Here is a 19,053-nt window from a genome sequence, read left to right on the forward strand (position 1 = left end):
TTCAGGCTCCTTTCTTTAATTTGGTTTGATACAAAGAGATCTTCTCTCCTTTAGGTAATTGCAGTAATTCTTTCTCTGTAAATACTTGCAGTATGAGTGTTGCGAACCCAAAGATGAGGCCTCCAACTATGGCCCCTGCAAGTGCTGAGATACTGGATAGTCCTCTAGATAGAAACGATGGAATAAAGAACTGCAGTATCATTACAGCTGTACTCATGACCATCACAGCCGCTACAGCTCGTCTTAAATAGAAAGGATATTCAATCAATTTAACGTTAGAATGCACAGCAAAAACAGTTAGTCCGGCAACCACTGCAAAGCCAATGACTGTCGCAAATGCAGCCCCATTAATGCCTATTAGTGGAATCAAAATAAGATTTAAAAAGGCCTTCACAAATATACCAATTAAAGCATAACGAGCCGCTTTTCTTGCTAAACCCACACCTTGCAAAACACCTGCTGCAGTCATCGCAAGGGAACTGAAGAAAATTGCAAATGCAAGAAGGCTGAGCGTAGGTGAAAGAGATTGATCTCTAAAAAGCATCACATTGGTTTCCTTCATAATGAGCGCTAGCCCTGCGGAAGCTGCAAGTCCAATAACAAAACTAACTTTTAGAGAAAGAGCAGCCTTATCACGAATGAACTCCTTTTGTTTTTCCGCTGATGCTTTCGAGATCACCGGTACGATTGATAACGAAAGTGAGGTAGCAAGCACTGTGCCCACCTGCATAAGGGGCTGACCGCGATCAAATATTCCTTTTGTTTCCCTAGCTGCTATTGAAGAAAGTCCATGTTCCATTAACCCCGGTACGATGGTTACTGCGTCCATTAGCTGGAAAAGCACCATCACAAGAGCACTGACACATACTAATGTCCCTTCCGTTAAGATCCTTCGAGCGACGCCAAAAAAACGAAAGGAGCGTGCTTTTAGAGAATTTATTCGGAGCGGCTGATGTCGATAACGAAGAACAAAGAGCAGAATGAAGGCTGCAAGGCCACCTACTAATGAACCCAGTGCAGCGCCAGTTCCCGCTGCATAGGCATCCGCTCCGCGTGCAACAAGACTTATCGATATCGTAAGAATAGCTACGACACGAACAGATTGTTCGGTTACTTGTGACCACGCTGTAGGAACCACATTTTCTTGTCCTTGAAAATAACCTCTAATCGACGCAATACCAGGCATAATAAGAAAAGAAAAGGCTGTAGTGCGCAGCGGTCCAATTAAACGGTGATCCTCCATTAACGTAGCTAACAAAGGAGCAGAAACATACAGGAACAGAAACCCACCAAAACCAAGCATAGCAAGGATATAGAAACTATAACGAGAAAGCTCTTTTGCTTGATCAACCTTATTTTCTGCAAGCTGTTCAGAGATAAGACGTGAAATGACAACCGGAAACCCATATGTAGCAAGAATGATAGCGATCGAATAGAACGGGTAAATTTGTTGATAGACGTAAAAACCGATGTCACCAGTAATATTTTGATAAGGAATTCGATAGCCAACGCTTAGCACCTTCATAAAAAGAGCGACTGCAGTAAGTAAAAGCGCTCCGTGCCAGAATCCTTTTTGATTTTCTTCTGTTTTCATACGCACCTGCCAAAATTCAATACGTGTTTATGTACGAATTATATCATATGAGACAAGATGGGAAAGTTTTGAAAGCCGATGAGAGTAGTGCAAGCGCCTTGTTCAAGTCAGCTAGACTTTCCTATCCTTTAAACCAAATAAAATGGAGGGGTTGGCCTCCATTTTATCGCTGTTCTATTGTTCCATTTGTCTTGCAAGAAAACCCGCTGCTGTTTCAGATAACTTTTGTTCCAATTCCGATACCTTTTCATCTTCTTTTGCAAGTAAGATGACCGTTCCAATTGGATCGCCATTCGCTATTATTGGAGCAATCACATGTCCTGTCTCAACAGGAACTCCTTCAATGAGTTCAGATTTACTTTCATTTAGCAAACATCTTCGTTCATTCATCGCTTTTTCTACAGACTCGCCAATGCTTTTGTTTAAGTATTCTTTCTTTGGACCACCCGCAGTTGTAATATAGACGTCGCGATCTGAGATAAGGGCAATATGCCCCGAATGCTCTGCTAGAGACTCTGCGTATTCTTTCGCAAAATCACCAAGCTCACTGATTGGAGAGTATTTTTTGAGAATAACTTCCCCTTCTCGATCAACAAAAATCTCCAGTGGGTCCCCTTCTCTAATCCTGAGTGTTCTGCGAATTTCTTTCGGGATAACAACACGCCCCAAATCATCAATACGACGCACGATACCTGTTGCTTTCATCTAAGTTGCCTCGCTTTCTGGAAGTTGTAGGTGATTGCTCCAATCACTTTTTCTATTGCATGTTCTACAATATGTTTCCATTAGTATCGTTTGGACGTATGAGTTCTATTCACAAACCTGTCAAAATTATGAGGTTCCTCCAAAATCGGCTTTAATTCGCATTCATTGGCTGCTTTTTTGCTCCCTTTACTTTCTTTAAAACTTTTTCAACAAGCTGAAGATGTCCCTTTGTTTCAAGGCCTCTTCCCTTCACAACTACCTTTACTTTATTACCATCTGCTCCCAGGGAGAGCTTATTCCCAAATTCATTCGCTACCTCAAAGATCGTTTCTCCTCCAATTGCTTCTCGCGCTGATTCATGGAAAAGTAGCTGAATGTCTTTCTTACTTCGGCCAACTTTTTCAACTTTTACTTCTTTGGCAAGCTCTTTCATACGAGACACTTGGAAGAGATATTCAACCTCTTCTGGAAAATCTCCAAATCGATCCATCATCTCATCTTGTAAATCCATGATGTCTTTCAATGATTCAATTGATCGGAAGCGTTTATACATATCAATTTTCTGTTTCTCATCGTTAATATACGTACCAGGAATGTAAGCATCTACCTCGAGATCAATTTCAACGCTGAACGCTTTCTCTTTTGGTGCATCGCCTTTTCGTTCTTCAATTGCATCTTTTAACATCTGAGAATACAAATCGAAACCGACCGAATCAATAAATCCATGCTGTTCTGCTCCAAGAAGGTTACCAGCACCTCGAATAGAAAGATCGCGCATGGCGATTTTAAATCCTGAACCTAACTCAGTAAATTCTTTAATCGCTTGAAGACGCTTCTCTGCTACTTCTGTTAGAACTTTATCTCGTTGATACGTAATGTAAGCATAAGCAACACGATTCGAGCGACCTACTCGACCACGGAGCTGATAAAGCTGAGACAGTCCCATTTTATCGCCATCGTATACAAGAAGGGTATTGACGTTTGGAATATCTACACCTGTTTCAATAATGGTTGTACTAACGAGCACATCATAATTCCCATCAAGAAAATCAATCATCACAGATTCGAGCTCGGTTTCACTCATTTGCCCATGAGCGTAGCTAACTCTAGCTTCTGGGACAAGCGTTCGAATTTGATCTGTCATGTAATCAATCGACTCCACGCGGTTATAAAGGAAATAAACCTGTCCTCCACGTGCAAGTTCCCTTTCAATGGCTTCACGTACAAGTGTCCCATTATATTCGACCACATACGTTTGTACAGGGAAGCGATTTTCTGGGGGCGTCTCGATAACGGATAAATCTCGAACACCTAACATCGACATATGAAGCGTTCTTGGAATTGGTGTTGCAGTAAGGGTTAACACATCTACGTTCGCTTTTAACTTCTTGATTTTTTCTTTATGTGTTACACCAAAACGTTGTTCTTCATCGACTATCAGGAGGCCAAGATCATGATACGTGACGTCTTTCGATAAAAGGCGGTGTGTACCGATCACAATATCAACCGTACCGTTCTTAACACCCTTTAACGTCTCATTTTGCTCCTTCCTTGAACGGAAGCGGCTTAATAGCCCAATGTTAATGGGGTGATCCGCAAAACGCTCCTGTATCGTCGCAAAATGCTGTTGAGCGAGAATTGTTGTGGGCACTAGAAATGCCACCTGTTTTCCATCCATAATGGCTTTAAACGCAGCTCGAATACTAACTTCGGTTTTACCATAGCCCACATCACCGCACAGCAATCGATCCATCGGACGCGTTTTTTCCATGTCTTCTTTAATTTCTTGAATGGCTCGGAGCTGATCATCCGTTTCCTGATACGGAAAGGCAGCTTCGAACTCCCTTTGCTCTTCTGTATCCTTCTCAAACTTATGGCCTACACTCGCCTCACGTTCGGCATACAATTTAATTAAGTCGTCAGCTATGTCTTCAACAGAGGATTGAACTTTACGCTTTACTTTTTTCCATTCCGTTCCACCAAGTTTGTAGAGCTTGGGTTCTTTTCCTTCAGAACCTACATATTTCATCACTTGATCGATTTGCTCCACTGGGACATACAAATTATCATTACCCGCATAGCTCACATAAAGATAATCTTTATGAATGCCGCTAACTTCTAGTGTGCGTATACCGAGATATTTCCCTATTCCGTGATTGACGTGAACAATGTAATCGCCAACTTTCAACTCTGAATAGCTTTTAATTCGTTCAGCGTTCGACATCTTTTGAGAACGTCTTGGCTTTTTCGATTGTTTCGTGAATACTTCCGCTTCCGTTAGAACAGCTAGCTTCTGCATCGGTAGTTCAAACCCACCGTTTAGGCTACCTATTAAAATTTGTGACTGCTGATGGGAAATTGGCGTGTCTTGTTCTACCATCATCGCATTGATTTCATAATCTTCTAGAACTCGCTCAAGGCGCTTCCTTCGCTCTTCTGTTGCTGCAAGAAAAACAATGGCGATACCGCTTTTTTTCCACCGCTCAATTTCACTAGTTAGTACTTTCATTTGACCGTGGAAGTTCTGCATTGCTTTACTTGAAACATTAATAATGTTTTGGGGATTTGTATATGGAACGTGTCGTAAGAAGATCGATAAATAGATTGTTGAGTGAACAGGCTTTGCGAATAACGTATCGTAAGATCTCGATAAGGAAACAGATGACACAATTTCTCCCTGATTTAGGAGAGCTGTTTGCCATTCTGCTTCTTCTTTATCCAGATCAGAAGACATTTCTTGAATTCGGCTCACTTCATCAAAAACAACAAGACCATCCTCAGGTAAATAATCTAGTAAACTTGCAGGCTTGTCATAATAATAATCCATATACTTGATCACACCCTGAAAATTTTGCTCACTTTTCAGCTGATCAATTTCATACGTAATGTTTTGGTGCATGGCTTCTTTCACTTTCTGATCTTTCACTTTTTTAAGTGAAGCCTGCAATTCTTTCTGAAGGCGCTCTGCCCCCCGTTGATAATTTTCTGGAAATAATACGACCTCATCTGCAGGTCCAATTGTAATGCGATCTGTTTTATTTGCAGATCGTTGAGACTCGATATCAAAAAATCGAATCGAATCCACTTCTGTATCGAATAATTCAATTCGGATTGGGCTATTTTCCGTCAAAGGATAAATGTCGATAATACCGCCTCTGACGCTAAATTCGCCTGGTGAAGAAACCATTGGTACACGTTCATATCCCATAGCGACAAAAGTTGCGAGCGTTTCGTCTAAAGGAATGTCGTCGCCCACAGCAAATGAAATCTGGCTTTTTTGCCAGATGCTTTTTGGAGGAAGATATCTTCTAACGCCGGAAATTGGCGCAATAACGATCCCGTTTTTATTCTTCATCCAATAATTTAAAGCTTCCATTCGCTGGCCTCTTAATTCAGGGCTTGCTATGGCAATCTCTGAAGAAATGAGCTCATTTACAGGATACAAGTAAACTTCATCTTGAGAGACAAGCTCACACATATCTTCATAGAGCTTCTGAGCTTGATACAAATTGTGGGTAATAATGAGTTGAGGACGCTTTGTTTCATGATAGAGAGAGGCCATCAGAAGCATACGAGCAGAACCAGCTAGCCCTGCAACAAGTTGTTCCTTAAGCCCCTCTTTCACCCCGGTAAACACGGACTGAAATTCATCGCCCTTACTAAAATATTCTCTTAAACCTAACATCGGTAAGTTATTCTCCCCTCTCACTATGGAAAAGTGCAAGCATGTCGTAAATCGTCTTAATACGCTTGTGCTGAAACGATGGACATTAACAAACTTGGCACAGAATCTAAAAAATCTCTAAAATCTATTGGTCTTGAAATCGGTTCGTTCCTTTGATTAACGCAAAAATGCTTTGGACGCACTCCCAAAGCTTCTTACTGAATAAATGTATCAAGCTCATGAAAAGATGGCGATCGCTCCATGGCTTCATGGCAATCTTCGCAAATGGCTTTCACTTCAATTGTTCCATCATGGTGATAGTGAACCATTGTCTGCCGCTCCTTCTCAGTGAGCTGTTGAAACCCCAGTTCGTCAGCTGTGTGGTTTTGTTGTGACAGTCTTCCAATCTCCATTCCACAGTGACGGCATACGTAATGAATATCCATAAAAGATCCTCCCTATTCCTATCTTTTACTAGTATGGACGGGAGAATGAGAGGATATTCACGAGTTATACTTATTCATCACTTCTGGAAAAGAGGTTGTTGTCCATGCTTCACACGCTTTTGCCGTTTGCTCGATAGCAAGTTGAATCGGCTCTACTTCTTCTTTTGAGAAAGGTTTTAAAACATAGTCAATGACAGTCTGGCGTGCTGATCGATCAATTCCGATTCGCACCCTCTTAAATTCCTGTGTATGGAGGTGTGTGATAATGGACTTCATTCCATTATGTCCACCCGCGCTGCCCTTCTGACGAATTCGCACTTTACCAGTAGGAAGATCCAAATCATCATATATGACAAGCAAGTCCGCTACTTCAATATTAAAGTATTCCATCAATGGACGCACGGATTCTCCTGACAAATTCATAAAGGTTTGTGGTTTTAATAGATAAACTGCTTCTCCATTTACCATGCCTTTACCGTATATACCCTGAAACTTCTTTTGATCTAACGCGATTCCCATCTCTTTTGCAAGTTGGTCAATCGCCATAAATCCTACATTATGTCTTGTATTATTAAATTTCTTTCCCGGGTTACCGAGGCCTACAATTAATTTCAACGCCTGACGCCCTACCTTTCATTGCTTTTCTTCTATCGTATCAAAAATTCGTGCACTTATTCACCTGAAGTCTCTTTATCTTGAAAAAAAGACGTAACCCGTTCGGTTACGTCCTTGTTGTTTATTCTGTTTTCGTTGTTTCGTCACCAGTTTCTTCTTGATCTGCTGGTGGCTCTTCTGCTACCTCATCAGCTTCTTCTACGTCTTCAGCAGGCTCTTCTGTTGGAGGTACGATTGAAGCAATCGGCTCTTCAGCATCTAGAAGAATTTCGTATTTATCACCTTTTGGAAGATCTCCAGCTTGTACAGCGTCACCAATGTTAAGTTCTGAAATATCAACATCGATGCTATCAGGGAAATCATTCGGCTTAGCTTTCACAAGAATTTCATGAAGCATCTGCTGAACAACGCCACCATCTTTACTTCCTGCAGCTTCGCCAGTTAAGTGAACCGGAACTTCTGCTTCTACTTCCTTGTTAAGATCAACAGAATAGAAGTCAACGTGAAGAACGTGGTTTTTAATTGGATCAACTTGCATGTCATATACCATAACAGGATAAGTACCCTGTCCTTCGAAGTTCAACTCAATAACGCCATTTTTTCCGACCTGACGATATACCTTAATGAACTCAAGAGCGTCTACCTGTACCGGAGCGCTTTTGCGGTCTTTCCCGTAAAGAACGGCCGGAAGACCTTCTTCAGTTTCGCGTAATGTTCTAAGTTCACTTCTTTTTGTTGTATTACGATCTAATGCTTTTAATGTTGCTGCCATTATTAATCACCTTCCTGATTAGGTTTTACTCTACTATTATGAATACCCATAATCAGGAGGCAATAAACGTATTTCACTTAATCAAATAATTTACTTACTGAAAGTTGCTCATGAACACGGATGATTGCTTCACCAAGAAGAGGTGCCACAGACAGCTGTGTAATCTTATCGATTCGCTTGTCATCTGGAAGCGGAATCGTATTCGTAATGGCAAGCTCTTTAATTTTAGAGTCATCAATTCGTTCAATTGCAGGACCTGATAAGACAGGGTGTGTACAGCAGGCAAACACTTCTTTTGCTCCGTTTTCGATGAGCGCGTTAGCTGCTAGCGTAATTGTACCTGCTGTATCAATAATGTCGTCAATAATAATGGCTGTTTTGCCTTCAATGTTACCAACAATATTCATAACTTCAGCCACATTCGGACGTGGTCGACGCTTATCAATAATCGCAATTGGCGCTTTTAGACGCTCAGCAAGCTTACGAGCACGAGTCACTCCACCATGGTCTGGGGAAACCACGACAATATCTTCAAGGTTCTTTTCTTCAAAGTGTTTCGCAAGCGTAGGAACACCCATCAACTGGTCAACCGGAATATCAAAAAATCCTTGAATCTGGGATGCGTGAAGATCCAACGTAATAAGACGAGTTACTCCAGCTACTTCAAGAAGGTTTGCTACCAATTTCGCCGTAATCGGTTCACGAGATCTTGCCTTACGATCCTGACGAGCGTATCCGTAATAAGGAAGCACAATATTGATTGTTTTCGCGGAAGCTCTCTTTAAAGCATCAATCATAATGAGAAGCTCCATAATGTTTTCATTTACAGGGGCACATGTTGATTGAATCACATAAACATCGCAGCCACGAATACTTTCTTCAATGTTAATTTGGATTTCTCCGTCACTAAAGCGCACAACAGAACATTTTCCCATTGGAACACCTATGTGCTCTACAATCTCTTCTGCAAGGTCAGGATTCGAATTTAAACTAAACACTTTCAAATTTGGATCTAAATAATTAGCCATCGGCTGGTACCCCTCCATTTATTAATAAGAAAAACACAAATGCCATATCGACTCCTCAAAGCTTGAGCAGACAACACTCTTTTCATACTTTCTTATCCTATAAAAATCAATTATCCTTCTTCTTTGTTGCATAATCTTCTTTATTCGTCTGACGAGAGCGCGCAATGGATAGCGCCTGGTTAGGAACATCATCTGTAATAGTAGAGCCCGCTGCTACCGTTGCACCTTTGCCTACTGTTACAGGTGCGATCAAATTCACATTACAGCCAATGAATGCCCCATCTTCAACTTTCGTTAAGTACTTTTTCTGACCATCATAATTGACAGTAATAGAACCACAGCCAAGATTCACATCTTTTCCGATTTCAGCATCGCCGACATAACTCAAGTGTGATGCTTTGCTTCCATGGCCCATAACAGCTTTTTTCACTTCCACAAAGTTTCCAATTTTCACTTCATCACCGATTTGTGAAGCCGGTCGAATGTGGGCAAACGGTCCAATATTTACAGCATTTCCTACTTCGCTATCATGAATAACCGATTGTTTCACAACGGTCATATCTCCAACCTGACTATCTTTTATTTCGGTATTAGGGCCAACCTTAGCTTCTTTACCAATTGTGGTGTTCCCAATTATCATTGTACCTGGATAAATAACGGTATCTTGACCAATCACAGCATCTGGAGAGATGTATGTTGCATCAGGATCAATAAGAGTAACGCCATTACGCATATGTTTCTCATTAATGCGCTTTTTCATTGCAACTTCTGCTTTTGAAAGCGCAACTCGATCATTCACGCCCATTGTTTCATCGAAATCTGCTGTTTGATAAGCTGCTACGACTTCACCTTGTTTTTGAAGAATCTCAACAACATCCGGTAAATAATATTCTCCCTGAGCATTTTCATTTTTTACTAACTGAAGCGTCTCAAAAAGGGTTTTGTTATCAAAACAGTATGTACCTGTATTAATTTCCGTCACTTGCTGTTCTTCGTCAGTTGCATCTTTTTGTTCAACAATACGTTGAACACGTCCATTTTCATCCCGGATAATTCGTCCGTAACCAAATGGATTATCAGCGTCTGCCGTCAGAATCGTAGCTTTTGCACCCTTTTCCTCATGATATGTTAAGAGAGCATCCATTGTTTCTTTCGTAATGAGAGGAGTATCACCGCATACTACAAGCGTCACACCTTCATTATTTGCCAGTGTTTCTTGCGTCTGCATGACCGCATGAGCCGTTCCTAACTGTTCTTCTTGGAGAACATAATTGACTCGACTCCCAAGTTGATCACGAACTTTCTCAGCGCCGTGACCGACAACAGTGACAATGTTCTCAAGCTTAAGCTCTTCGAGTTGACCCACTACGTGCTCAACCATCGGCTTCCCACAAACGGGATGGAGCACTTTATAAAGCTTTGATTTCATCCGCGTGCCTTGACCTGCTGCTAATACCACTGCAAATCTATTCATGTATATGGTTCCTCCATCGCATCCTATTTTTCCACTTTGACTATATCTCAAAAACCCCTCATTTTCAAGGAAGTTCCTGAAATCCCCACCATATATGAGGCTGGAAAAGAAAGGTTGATGAATATTTTGATTCGTATTCTTTTATTCAGTCGTAAAACATAAAAAAAGTCTGGTCAATTGACCAGACTTTTCGATCAGGAAGCTCCTGCTTCTTCATAAGCTGCTTCCATTTCACCAACACGATGGTATTCAGCTAAAACTGCAGTTTGAATCTTTTCCCTTGTATTCGAGGAAATTGGATGAGCGATATCGCGAAACTCTCCATCCGGAGTTCTTTTGCTTGGCATCGCTACAAACATGCCGTTATTCCCATCAATAACGCGAATATCATGAACGACGAATTCATGATCCATTGTGATGGAAGCGATTGCGCGCATGCGTCCTTCCGTATTCACACGACGTAGGCGAACATCTGTAATTTCCAACTCGAGTGCACCACCTTTTTCCATTAATTAGAGCATATATGCACTATTCAACTTATAATCAACAAATCCTTCTTCTAAATATAAAAAATGTTATAAAAATTTGCTGTTAGCAGCTCATAAAATCCATGTTCGACACAAATGAGAGAATCTAAACAGAGAAATCATTAAAAAAGACGCACTCAGTAAATGAGTGCGTCAACTTGATTAACCTACTAAGGCAATCACTTCTATTTCAATAAGGGCATCTTTAGGAAGTCGCGCTACTTCAACACAGGAGCGCGCTGGCTTGTGTGTATCAAAGTATTCCCCATATATTTCATTAATCGCTCCAAATTGATTCATATCCTTAATGTACACGGTTGTTTTCACAACGCGATTAAGTGATGATCCCGCAGCTTCGAGAACAGCTTCTACATTCGAAAAGACTTGGTGTGTCTGCTCTTCAATAGCGCCATCAACAAATGTTCCATCTGCTCGTAAAGGAATTTGACCCGAGCTATAAAACAGGTTGTTAACAATCATTCCTTGTGAATAAGGGCCAATGGCTTCTGGTGCTGATTTCGTGTAGACAGTTTTCATTCGTTCTCCACTCCTTCAGTTAAACGCGCAAGAAATTTTTTGTAGTTTCCTGGTGCTACCTGAATCGAACGTTCTTTCATATCGACTCCACCTAGGTTCATCATCGAGACATACTCTTCTACCAATCGTTCTTCTCCTTCACCTTCCGCTTCAACAAGAACGCCTATTCCAGCTACGTCAGCCTGGAACTCTTCAAGAAGGTTTACCATTCCTTGTATCGTTCCACCCGCTTTCATAAAGTCGTCCACGATTAGGACATTAGCGCCAGGCTTCAAACTCCTACGAGCAAGAGCCATCGTTTGAATGCGTTTGGATGAGCCAGATACATAGTTAATACTTACCGTTGAGCCTTCCGTCACCTTGCTATCACGCCTTACGATAACAACTGGAACGTTAAGGTGACTTGCTGCTGCATACGCAAGTGGAATCCCTTTTGTTGCAACGGTCATCACGCAATCAATTTTACGATCAGCGAACACAGATGCGAAAAGACGGCCAACCTGGTTCATAATTTCTGGATTCCCTAGGATATCAGTTAAATACAAATACCCACCTGGGAGAAGGCGATCAGGACTTTCTAGAAAATCACACAGTTCGCCAACAACGCGGTCTGCTTCTTCATCACTGATGAGCGGCATATATCGAACACCACCAGCTGCACCAGGAACAGTCAATAACGAGCCAACACCTTGTTGCTCAAAATTTTCTTTAATAATAACCAAATCTTCGCTGATTGAAGATTTAGCTGCGCCGTAGCGCTCTGAAAAATAAGTTAGTGAAACTAAGCGGTGTGGATGCTCTAACATATACCTTGTCATGTCCACTAACCGAGAACTCCGTTTCATCTTCATAGAAGAACCTCCAAAAAATCCGAATAATTACTCATAATATATCACTAATGTACGGATTTATTCAAGGGTTCTTCTCACCTAGCAGACGAACCGCATAAACTTGACCACAAAAGCCTCGTAATCCATTATAAATTCGCTGCATTCTTGATTCGTGACGAGTTAGTCCAAAGACAGTAGGTCCACTTCCACTCATAAGGACGCCATCAGCACCTAGACTTTCCATTTTCTCTTTGATTTGACGCACTTCCGGATGAAGTTTTAATGTCACATCTTCTAAAACATTTCCTAGAAGGTCACAAATCGCATCGTAATTTTTGTCCTCAATCGCCTGCATCATCCCTTTTACATCAGGATGATCCATTTCACTTGTACGAAGACGTCGATAAACTTCTGCTGTCGAAACCCCAATCGACGGTTTCGCAAGAATGACCCAACACGGAGGAGGTGAATCGATCGGCTTGATAATCTCTCCTCGTCCCTTGGCAAGAGCAGTACCTCCATAAACGCAAAATGCCACGTCTGAGCCAATCTCAGAACCTATATCAGCAAGTTCATCATAAGTAAGTCCTAATTCCCAAAGTTCATTAAGACCTCTTAATGTTGCTGCCGCATCACTACTTCCGCCAGCTAATCCAGCTGCTACAGGAATTTGCTTATCGATTTTAATGGCAATCCCCTGCCGGATGTTAAATTTCTTTTTAAGGAGGGCTGCCGCTTGAAACGCCAAATTCCTCTGATCATCAGGTACAAAACCACTAGTGGATTCAATAATGATTTCATTCCGTCTTAGCTCGGTTAACTCAAGACGGTCCGCCAGATCTACATTCGTCATAACCATTTCAACTTCATGAAAGCCATCAGGTCGTTTATGAAGCACATCAAGTGCTAAGTTTATCTTCGCTGGCGCTTTCACACTCAATTTTTTTCTCATCTCGTTCACCTACATTTTCGTCCTACCGTTCGACATTTTAACTTACTGTGAATTATTGTAACACAACAACCCTAAAAGAAAGAAACAGATTAAGAAGGAGTGTAGCAGCATTTCGCAACAAAAAAAGCCCCTGGCTATTAGCCAGGAGCGGTCGTCACAGGGTTCAGTGTTTTTGTTGGTTTCCAAGCTGTTCTTCTGCTAGTTGAATCGCACGCTTCACGATGTTACCTGCATCGCGAGCTTTAATTCCTCCCCAACCTTCTTTCTGAACCGTATCATAAAAGCCAAGCTCTTTCGCAATTTCTTCTTTCAAATGATCGGACATAATCCCTCTACGTCTCGCCATGCGAATCAAGCTCCTTTCTATCCTGTGACACACTTAGTTTGAGGATAGAAAGCAACCATTATACTACGAATATGTAACCATAAAAGGGAATAAATCTTTCTAAAGAAAGCAAAAAAGCAGTTAGACCAATTGCCTTAACCGCTTACTGCCGCTTGTTCTTCATTAAATGTAATTTGTACTGTATCTGTAAGAATATCTGTGTAGCTGTACGACACGCGCTCAAATGCGTTAGTGTCCTGATCCAGCTTAACTATGAACACTGCCGGGTAGGTTTCTTCAAGGATGCCTGAACGTTGAATTGTCTTTCTGCGACCTCCGTTTGCCTTTAAGGTCAAGCGTTTGCCAACCTGAGATTGTAACGTTTGTTTGATCTCAATAATCGTTTTTGCCATCGGAACCTCCACCTCACTTAGACAAATTATAACATCTTTTGCACCATCTTGTCAAATAAAACTTAAATTATAACAACGAAGCAAAAACAATGTCAATTGTTATTTACTACTGATGTGCATTTTTATTATTTCTTAATTTGTCGAAAAATATGTGTAATCGAAGAAAACTGTTTATTTATAGGCGTTTTCATTATAGATAGCATGTCTTTTTCTGACCCATTTCTTTACCAGAAAATTAAAAGATAGAGTAAAAAAAGAAAACGGATGAGTATCGCTACCATCCGTTCTTTCACTCTGAATAATCTTCATTTTCTTTCATAGGCATGCCAGTTCGCAGTATTCCTTTCGTTTCAACGCCTCCAAGGCCGTCTTCACCGGTTAACGTATTCCTTAGAGCATCCCAAACGTTCACATGGTCAGTAAATGACGTGAGCGCGATTTTAGACACAATAAAAACGGGATCCAACATGTGGATGTTAATTCTTGAAGGTGAGCTTGCAAAATTAGCACCCGCTCGAATTAATGATTCAAAATGAGACTGACACGCGCCGGCAAAAATTACAAGATGATCGAGGTTCGGAAAAATACTTCTTACTTCTTTTACTGCACGAACAAAATAGCGTGAGTTGCGATAGGACTGCAAATCTTTTTTTTCGCCTTTATGTTTACTATACGCATCGTGTCCTGTTATCACTAGAATATCTGGTCTTACATTGTTAACTAATTTAATGATATTCTCAGGAATTTCACTTTCTTTCATATACAAACCATAGACTGGAACTCCTAAACGCTTATACATTTCTAAACATTTGCTTAAATAAAGTGGATCGCCATCGATATGAAGAATTTTACCTGGAAGTTCAAAGAAACTCGTTTCTTTCTTAAAATGGCTAGTAGCCGAATATTCTCGCTTCATACGTAACAATTGATAATCTTGTCTGAACAAGCGAAACGAATAATCTTCTTTCTCTTTCGACTGCTCTCGCCTCATTTTATGTTCACTTGAGTCAATTAACACGAGATCGTCATATGGTGCATCTGCGATGAGCCTCATATCTTCACCTACGAGCTCTGCTGACTTGTTCGCTTCGTTTAATCTCGTAACACGGAAGATTAAATCACAGCCGTATGAACGCCTTGCAACGATATCTCCTTCTTTCATCGTCATCTCTTCCCTCCACGCCGCTTGACCTTTAAACGAAACGATGTCTCCTTTTTCTACTATATGAGAAGTTTTCGAAAAGATGTTTTTCTGGAGCGGATTAAGAGTGTCGACCAGCCATTACCATACGAAAGCAAAAGCGGATAAAAAAAACACCCTCTAAGGTGTTTTTCAAATCAAGCTCTTCGCTTATAAAATGCATTGCTTAATGCCGCAAACTCTTCCATTGAAAGTGTTTCTCCACGACGTCTTCCATCAATTCCTGTTTCTGTTAATACTTCTTCAATCATTGGCTTTTGATCTTTGCTCAGTAAATTGTTTTGCAAGTTATTTAATAATGTCTTTCTGCGCTGACCAAAACTAGCTCGAATAACTTCAAAGAAATAAGCTTCATCCAAAAGATCAACAGGAGGCTTCTGTCGTAACTCTAAATGAAGTACAGCAGAATCAACATTGGGTTTAGGGACGAATACCGTTTTAGGAACAGTTAAAGCCGTTTTTGCTACGGCATGATACTGAACAGCTAGTGAAAGCGATCCATATTCTTTTGAGCCAGGTTTAGCTGCTATACGCTCAGCCACTTCTTTTTGGATCATTACCACAATACCACGAACCGGCAGTTTTTCTTCTAATAACTTCATCAGTATAGGGGTTGTCACATAATATGGAAGATTTGCCACCACCATTAAATCCTGACCTTCTTCAAATTCTTCGGCGATAACTTGATGAACGTCTGCTTCTAACACATCGCTATGGCGGATATGAACATGGGGGTAAGGTGACAGCGTATCATCCAGAATTGGGAGAAGGCGCTGATCAATTTCAAACGCCACTACTTTCTTTGCTCGTTTCGCAAGTTTTTCTGTGAGTGCACCAATTCCAGGACCAATTTCGATGGCACCTGACCCAGGTGATAATTGAGCCTGATCGACAATTTTAGTTAGGACATTCGAGTCAATTAGAAAGTTTTGCCCAAGACTTTTCTTAAATGTAAAGCCGTATTTTGCGAGTATTTCTTTTGTTCTAACGGGGGTTGATATTTCTTTATTCATTTCTCTTCCTCCTGTAACACTTCTTCGAGTGCCTGACGAAACTCTTCTTTTGATATCTGAAACATTTGAAGTCGTTTAAATAGCTGCTTGCCATTCATATAGCCCATCTGCAACCGCTCACCAAGAGCTTTTCTTCTATCCTTCGCACGATCACCAACCACAAGACCTGCTGCAATTAAATCTTCCCATTCAATTAAAACCTCTGGTGTCTCAAACTCTTCTCTTACTGAAAGGATGGCCTCTTGAATATCCTGAATGGTAGCGTGCTCGATCCCAACTTTTTTTCCATTTGAAGAGATCGCTCGCTTTTTGTTAAGAAAAGCATGCTTGCATGAAGGAAGTCGCTCGCTTATGATCTGTCGAATACGTGTCCCAGGATAATCAGGGTCTGTAAACACAATAACGCCTCTTCTCTTCCAGGCTAATTCAATTCGTATGAGCGTTTCTTCACTAATCTCTGAACCATTAGTTTCAAGGGTATCAGCATCTAAAGCACGCTTAACAGCCAGCGTATCGTTCTTACCCTCTACGATAATAACTTCTTTTACTTTCACTCTGTTTCCTCCATAATACGTAACCGATTCTATTTATAACGCGTGAATTCTTTTAGTTTTCCTCATTAAACTTTTCTTTATCATACAAAAAACACAGAGAGAGATTCGCCTCACTCTGTGTTAATAGCATATCATAGATCGATCACTAATCGAGAATCGTAATTTGTACGGTCTTATTTCCCCATGCATAGGCCTGTGACTTGGATGAGAAAAAGACGTCAATTTTATTTCCTTTGATTGCTCCCCCTGTATCAGCAGCAACGGCCGTTCCATATCCTTCAACAAATACTTTTGAACCAAGTGGAATAACACTCGGATCAACCGCAATCACTTTCGCATTAGGGTTGGACTTTAAGTTAAACCCAGTCGAAGTAATTCCCGAACAGCCTGTACAGTTTGCTGTGTAAGCTGTGGTTGATACGTTAAGAACTTTACCAGAAGGTTCACTTTTAGCTTTTGGTTCAGACTTCTTCGCTTCAGCAGCAGGCTCAGGTTTGATAGACGATTTCGTTGATTTAGTAGGTGTTGAAGGCTCACTACTTGTTTTAACAGCGGTTTGCATAATCACCTGAGTTCCCACAGCAACGATTTTGTCACTGCTTTCCTTCACAACATCGGTTTTCTTAAGTTCACGTGAAACCTCTTTACCATTTTCTAAAACAACTTCATAATGTTTCTCTTGCTTGCCTTCTTGTCCATCTTCTACTACTTTTTCAGTTCCTTTTTGCATCGAGCTATCATTTTTCTTAATCGTTGCATATTCGATTGGTTCTTCCACTACATCGGTGACCTTTTCTACTCGAATCACGTTGATTTCCGAGTTCGCTTTTACATTCTCGCTTTTTCCTGGTTCTACGCGATCAAGTTCTCCAAGTTGAATGTTCTGCTGTTCTAAAAAGCCAGCGACCGTAGTCGAAGTTGTCCAAATATCATTCTGCTTTCCACCGTCATTTACAGCCACTTTAAACGCCTCATCAACGGCAATTGTCATATCTTCCTTCAATTCATCATCGAGGGAAACAGACATTTCATCATGTTCGTTTAGCTTAATATTCTGATCTTCTAGAAAGCCTTTAACGGTCTGTTGCGTTGACCAGACCTGTTGATCCTTGCCATTGACCGACAGAGTTACTTGAAAAGCCGGCTTCCATTCAATCACGTCACCAGCATCAAGCTGTGCTGATAAATCGTGACTTAAATAATCATGAGCATCAGGACTCAAGTTTTCATCTTTCAATAACTCCGCAACTGTATCTGCATGTGTATCTACTAACTTCTCTTCCCCATCAAGGACAAGCGTGACCGAAGCTTTTGTAGTTTCAAACACGATAAAGCCGGAGACTAAACCCAGTACAATTACACTTAAGCAAATCATGAATACGTTCTTTCCGCCCTTAAGACGAGCAAAAAAGTTTTCCATGTTCGATTTCATTGTCATAGATCCCCCCTGAACCGACTGTGTTTCATAAAGAAAAGCTTCTGACTTATCCCCTCATTACGAGATTAATAGAAAAGGTTTTATCTTTACTCTAGATGGGGAAGTTTCTGCAAAAAGCATAAGATGATCTCTTTTTTTAACGACAACGGTTTTGATTAGCGATTAATCCCAAATAGGTTCATCGCATTTTCAGATGTTCTTCTTGCTAATTCTTCGTAGTCCATTCCCTTTAACTCCGCAATTTGCTCTGCTACAAGCTTTACATAAGCAGGCTCATTTCGTTTACCGCGGTTTGGGTGCGGTGCTAAAAATGGACAATCTGTTTCAATAAGCAAACGATCAACTGGTATTTCTTTTGCAACTTCCTTAGGTAGTTTAGCGTTTTTAAATGTCACTGGACCACCAAGAGAAATGTAGAAATTCATCTCAAGGCACTCATTCGCCTCTTCTACAGTTCCAGCGAAACAGTGCATAATGCCGCCTACCTCTGCTGCATTTTCTTCCTTCAATACATCAATGACATCTCTCGTCGCTTCACGATTATGTATGATGATCGGTAAATTCACTCTTTTCGCAAGCGCAATTTGCTTACGAAAAACGTCTTTTTGTATGTCATGAGGTGACTTGTCCCAATGGTAATCAAGGCCCATCTCGCCAATGGCAACGACTTTTGGATGACCGGCAAGTTCTTCAATCCACTCGAGGTCTTCCTCTTTCATGTCAATTGCATCAACAGGGTGCCAACCCACTGCTGCGTATAGAAAATCATGCTTTTCTACAAGCGCCATAGCTTGTGTAATGGTTTCACGATCGAAACCAACTACAACCATCTTACTGACTCCTGCTGCTTGAGCCCGCTCAATCACTTCTTGTTGATCTTCGGAAAATTGTTCAACATTCAAATGTGTATGTGTGTCGAATAGCATGTCAAAACTCCTTCTCCACTCTAGTACGATGCTAGTGTA

Annotated in this window: 19 protein-coding genes; all 19 read right to left on the reverse strand. The window is 41.0% G+C overall.

The genetic code is table 11. From position 1 onward, the window contains the following. Window position 1 precedes the first annotated feature (1 nt). Window positions 2-1,594, reverse strand: coding sequence for a putative polysaccharide biosynthesis protein (locus PQ578_RS21285; RefSeq protein ID WP_273837093.1), 1,593 nt, complete (start codon window positions 1,592-1,594; stop codon window positions 2-4). A 174-nt stretch (window positions 1,595-1,768) separates the two neighbouring features. Beyond that, complete coding sequence (spoVT, locus tag PQ578_RS21290; protein WP_273837094.1) at window positions 1,769-2,299, reverse strand: stage V sporulation protein T; 531 nt, start codon at window positions 2,297-2,299, stop codon at window positions 1,769-1,771. A gap of 151 nt (window positions 2,300-2,450) precedes the next feature. Next, window positions 2,451-5,984 (reverse strand): transcription-repair coupling factor, encoded by a 3,534-nt coding sequence (gene mfd, locus PQ578_RS21295; RefSeq protein WP_273837098.1) that lies wholly within the window; start codon window positions 5,982-5,984, stop codon window positions 2,451-2,453. A gap of 194 nt (window positions 5,985-6,178) precedes the next feature. Continuing rightward, on the reverse strand, window positions 6,179-6,409 hold the full coding sequence (gene fin, locus PQ578_RS21300; protein WP_273837100.1) for an anti-sigma-F factor Fin: 231 nt from the start codon (window positions 6,407-6,409) through the stop codon (window positions 6,179-6,181). Between the two features lie 57 nt (window positions 6,410-6,466). Beyond that, window positions 6,467-7,024 carry an aminoacyl-tRNA hydrolase gene (pth, locus tag PQ578_RS21305; protein ID WP_273837102.1) on the reverse strand — a complete coding sequence of 186 codons (558 nt, stop codon included), beginning with the start codon at window positions 7,022-7,024 and terminating at the stop codon, window positions 6,467-6,469. A gap of 121 nt (window positions 7,025-7,145) precedes the next feature. Next, on the reverse strand, window positions 7,146-7,796 hold the full coding sequence (locus PQ578_RS21310; RefSeq protein WP_273837103.1) for a 50S ribosomal protein L25/general stress protein Ctc: 651 nt from the start codon (window positions 7,794-7,796) through the stop codon (window positions 7,146-7,148). 77 nt (window positions 7,797-7,873) lie between these two features. Further along, a complete protein-coding gene (locus PQ578_RS21315) occupies window positions 7,874-8,824 on the reverse strand; it encodes a ribose-phosphate diphosphokinase (RefSeq protein WP_273837105.1) in 951 nt (316 codons plus the stop codon). Between the two features lie 106 nt (window positions 8,825-8,930). After that, window positions 8,931-10,298 (reverse strand): bifunctional UDP-N-acetylglucosamine diphosphorylase/glucosamine-1-phosphate N-acetyltransferase GlmU, encoded by a 1,368-nt coding sequence (gene glmU / locus PQ578_RS21320; RefSeq protein WP_273837108.1) that lies wholly within the window; start codon window positions 10,296-10,298, stop codon window positions 8,931-8,933. Between the two features lie 194 nt (window positions 10,299-10,492). Beyond that, window positions 10,493-10,783, reverse strand: coding sequence for a septation regulator SpoVG (spoVG, locus tag PQ578_RS21325; protein WP_098445913.1), 291 nt, complete (start codon window positions 10,781-10,783; stop codon window positions 10,493-10,495). Between the two features lie 204 nt (window positions 10,784-10,987). After that, window positions 10,988-11,362 carry a RidA family protein gene (locus PQ578_RS21330; RefSeq protein WP_273837111.1) on the reverse strand — a complete coding sequence of 125 codons (375 nt, stop codon included), beginning with the start codon at window positions 11,360-11,362 and terminating at the stop codon, window positions 10,988-10,990. Continuing rightward, window positions 11,359-12,213, reverse strand: coding sequence for a pur operon repressor (purR, locus tag PQ578_RS21335; protein WP_098445911.1), 855 nt, complete (start codon window positions 12,211-12,213; stop codon window positions 11,359-11,361). Before purR ends, PQ578_RS21330 begins: the two co-directional genes overlap by 4 nt. A gap of 61 nt (window positions 12,214-12,274) precedes the next feature. After that, window positions 12,275-13,144 (reverse strand): 4-(cytidine 5'-diphospho)-2-C-methyl-D-erythritol kinase, encoded by an 870-nt coding sequence (ispE, locus tag PQ578_RS21340; RefSeq protein WP_273837114.1) that lies wholly within the window; start codon window positions 13,142-13,144, stop codon window positions 12,275-12,277. Window positions 13,145-13,307: 163 nt separating this feature from the next. Then, complete coding sequence (locus PQ578_RS21345; protein WP_098445909.1) at window positions 13,308-13,490, reverse strand: small, acid-soluble spore protein, alpha/beta type; 183 nt, start codon at window positions 13,488-13,490, stop codon at window positions 13,308-13,310. A 134-nt stretch (window positions 13,491-13,624) separates the two neighbouring features. Further along, entirely contained in the window at window positions 13,625-13,882 is a 258-nt protein-coding gene (gene veg / locus PQ578_RS21350) for a biofilm formation stimulator Veg (protein ID WP_098445908.1), read from the reverse strand. 289 nt (window positions 13,883-14,171) lie between these two features. Beyond that, the gene (gene yabG, locus PQ578_RS21355) at window positions 14,172-15,050 is read right to left on the reverse strand and encodes a sporulation peptidase YabG (protein WP_098445907.1); all 879 of its coding nucleotides are present in this window, start codon (window positions 15,048-15,050) and stop codon (window positions 14,172-14,174) included. Between the two features lie 170 nt (window positions 15,051-15,220). After that, window positions 15,221-16,096, reverse strand: coding sequence for a 16S rRNA (adenine(1518)-N(6)/adenine(1519)-N(6))-dimethyltransferase RsmA (gene rsmA, locus PQ578_RS21360; protein WP_273837118.1), 876 nt, complete (start codon window positions 16,094-16,096; stop codon window positions 15,221-15,223). Further along, a complete protein-coding gene (rnmV, locus tag PQ578_RS21365; RefSeq protein WP_273837120.1) occupies window positions 16,093-16,650 on the reverse strand; it encodes a ribonuclease M5 in 558 nt (185 codons plus the stop codon). The genes rsmA and rnmV overlap by 4 nt, the downstream gene beginning before the upstream one ends. 145 nt (window positions 16,651-16,795) lie before the next feature. Further along, on the reverse strand, window positions 16,796-18,088 hold the full coding sequence (locus PQ578_RS21370) for a G5 and 3D domain-containing protein (RefSeq protein WP_273837122.1): 1,293 nt from the start codon (window positions 18,086-18,088) through the stop codon (window positions 16,796-16,798). Between the two features lie 155 nt (window positions 18,089-18,243). Further along, window positions 18,244-19,014: a TatD family hydrolase gene (locus PQ578_RS21375; protein WP_273837124.1), complete on the reverse strand. Its 771-nt coding sequence runs from the start codon at window positions 19,012-19,014 to the stop codon at window positions 18,244-18,246. Window positions 19,015-19,053: the final 39 nt, after the last annotated feature.

Origin of the sequence: Guptibacillus sedimenti (assembly GCF_028610665.1) — a bacterium.
In the GTDB taxonomy this organism is placed as follows: domain Bacteria; phylum Bacillota; class Bacilli; order Bacillales; family Guptibacillaceae; genus Guptibacillus; species Guptibacillus sedimenti.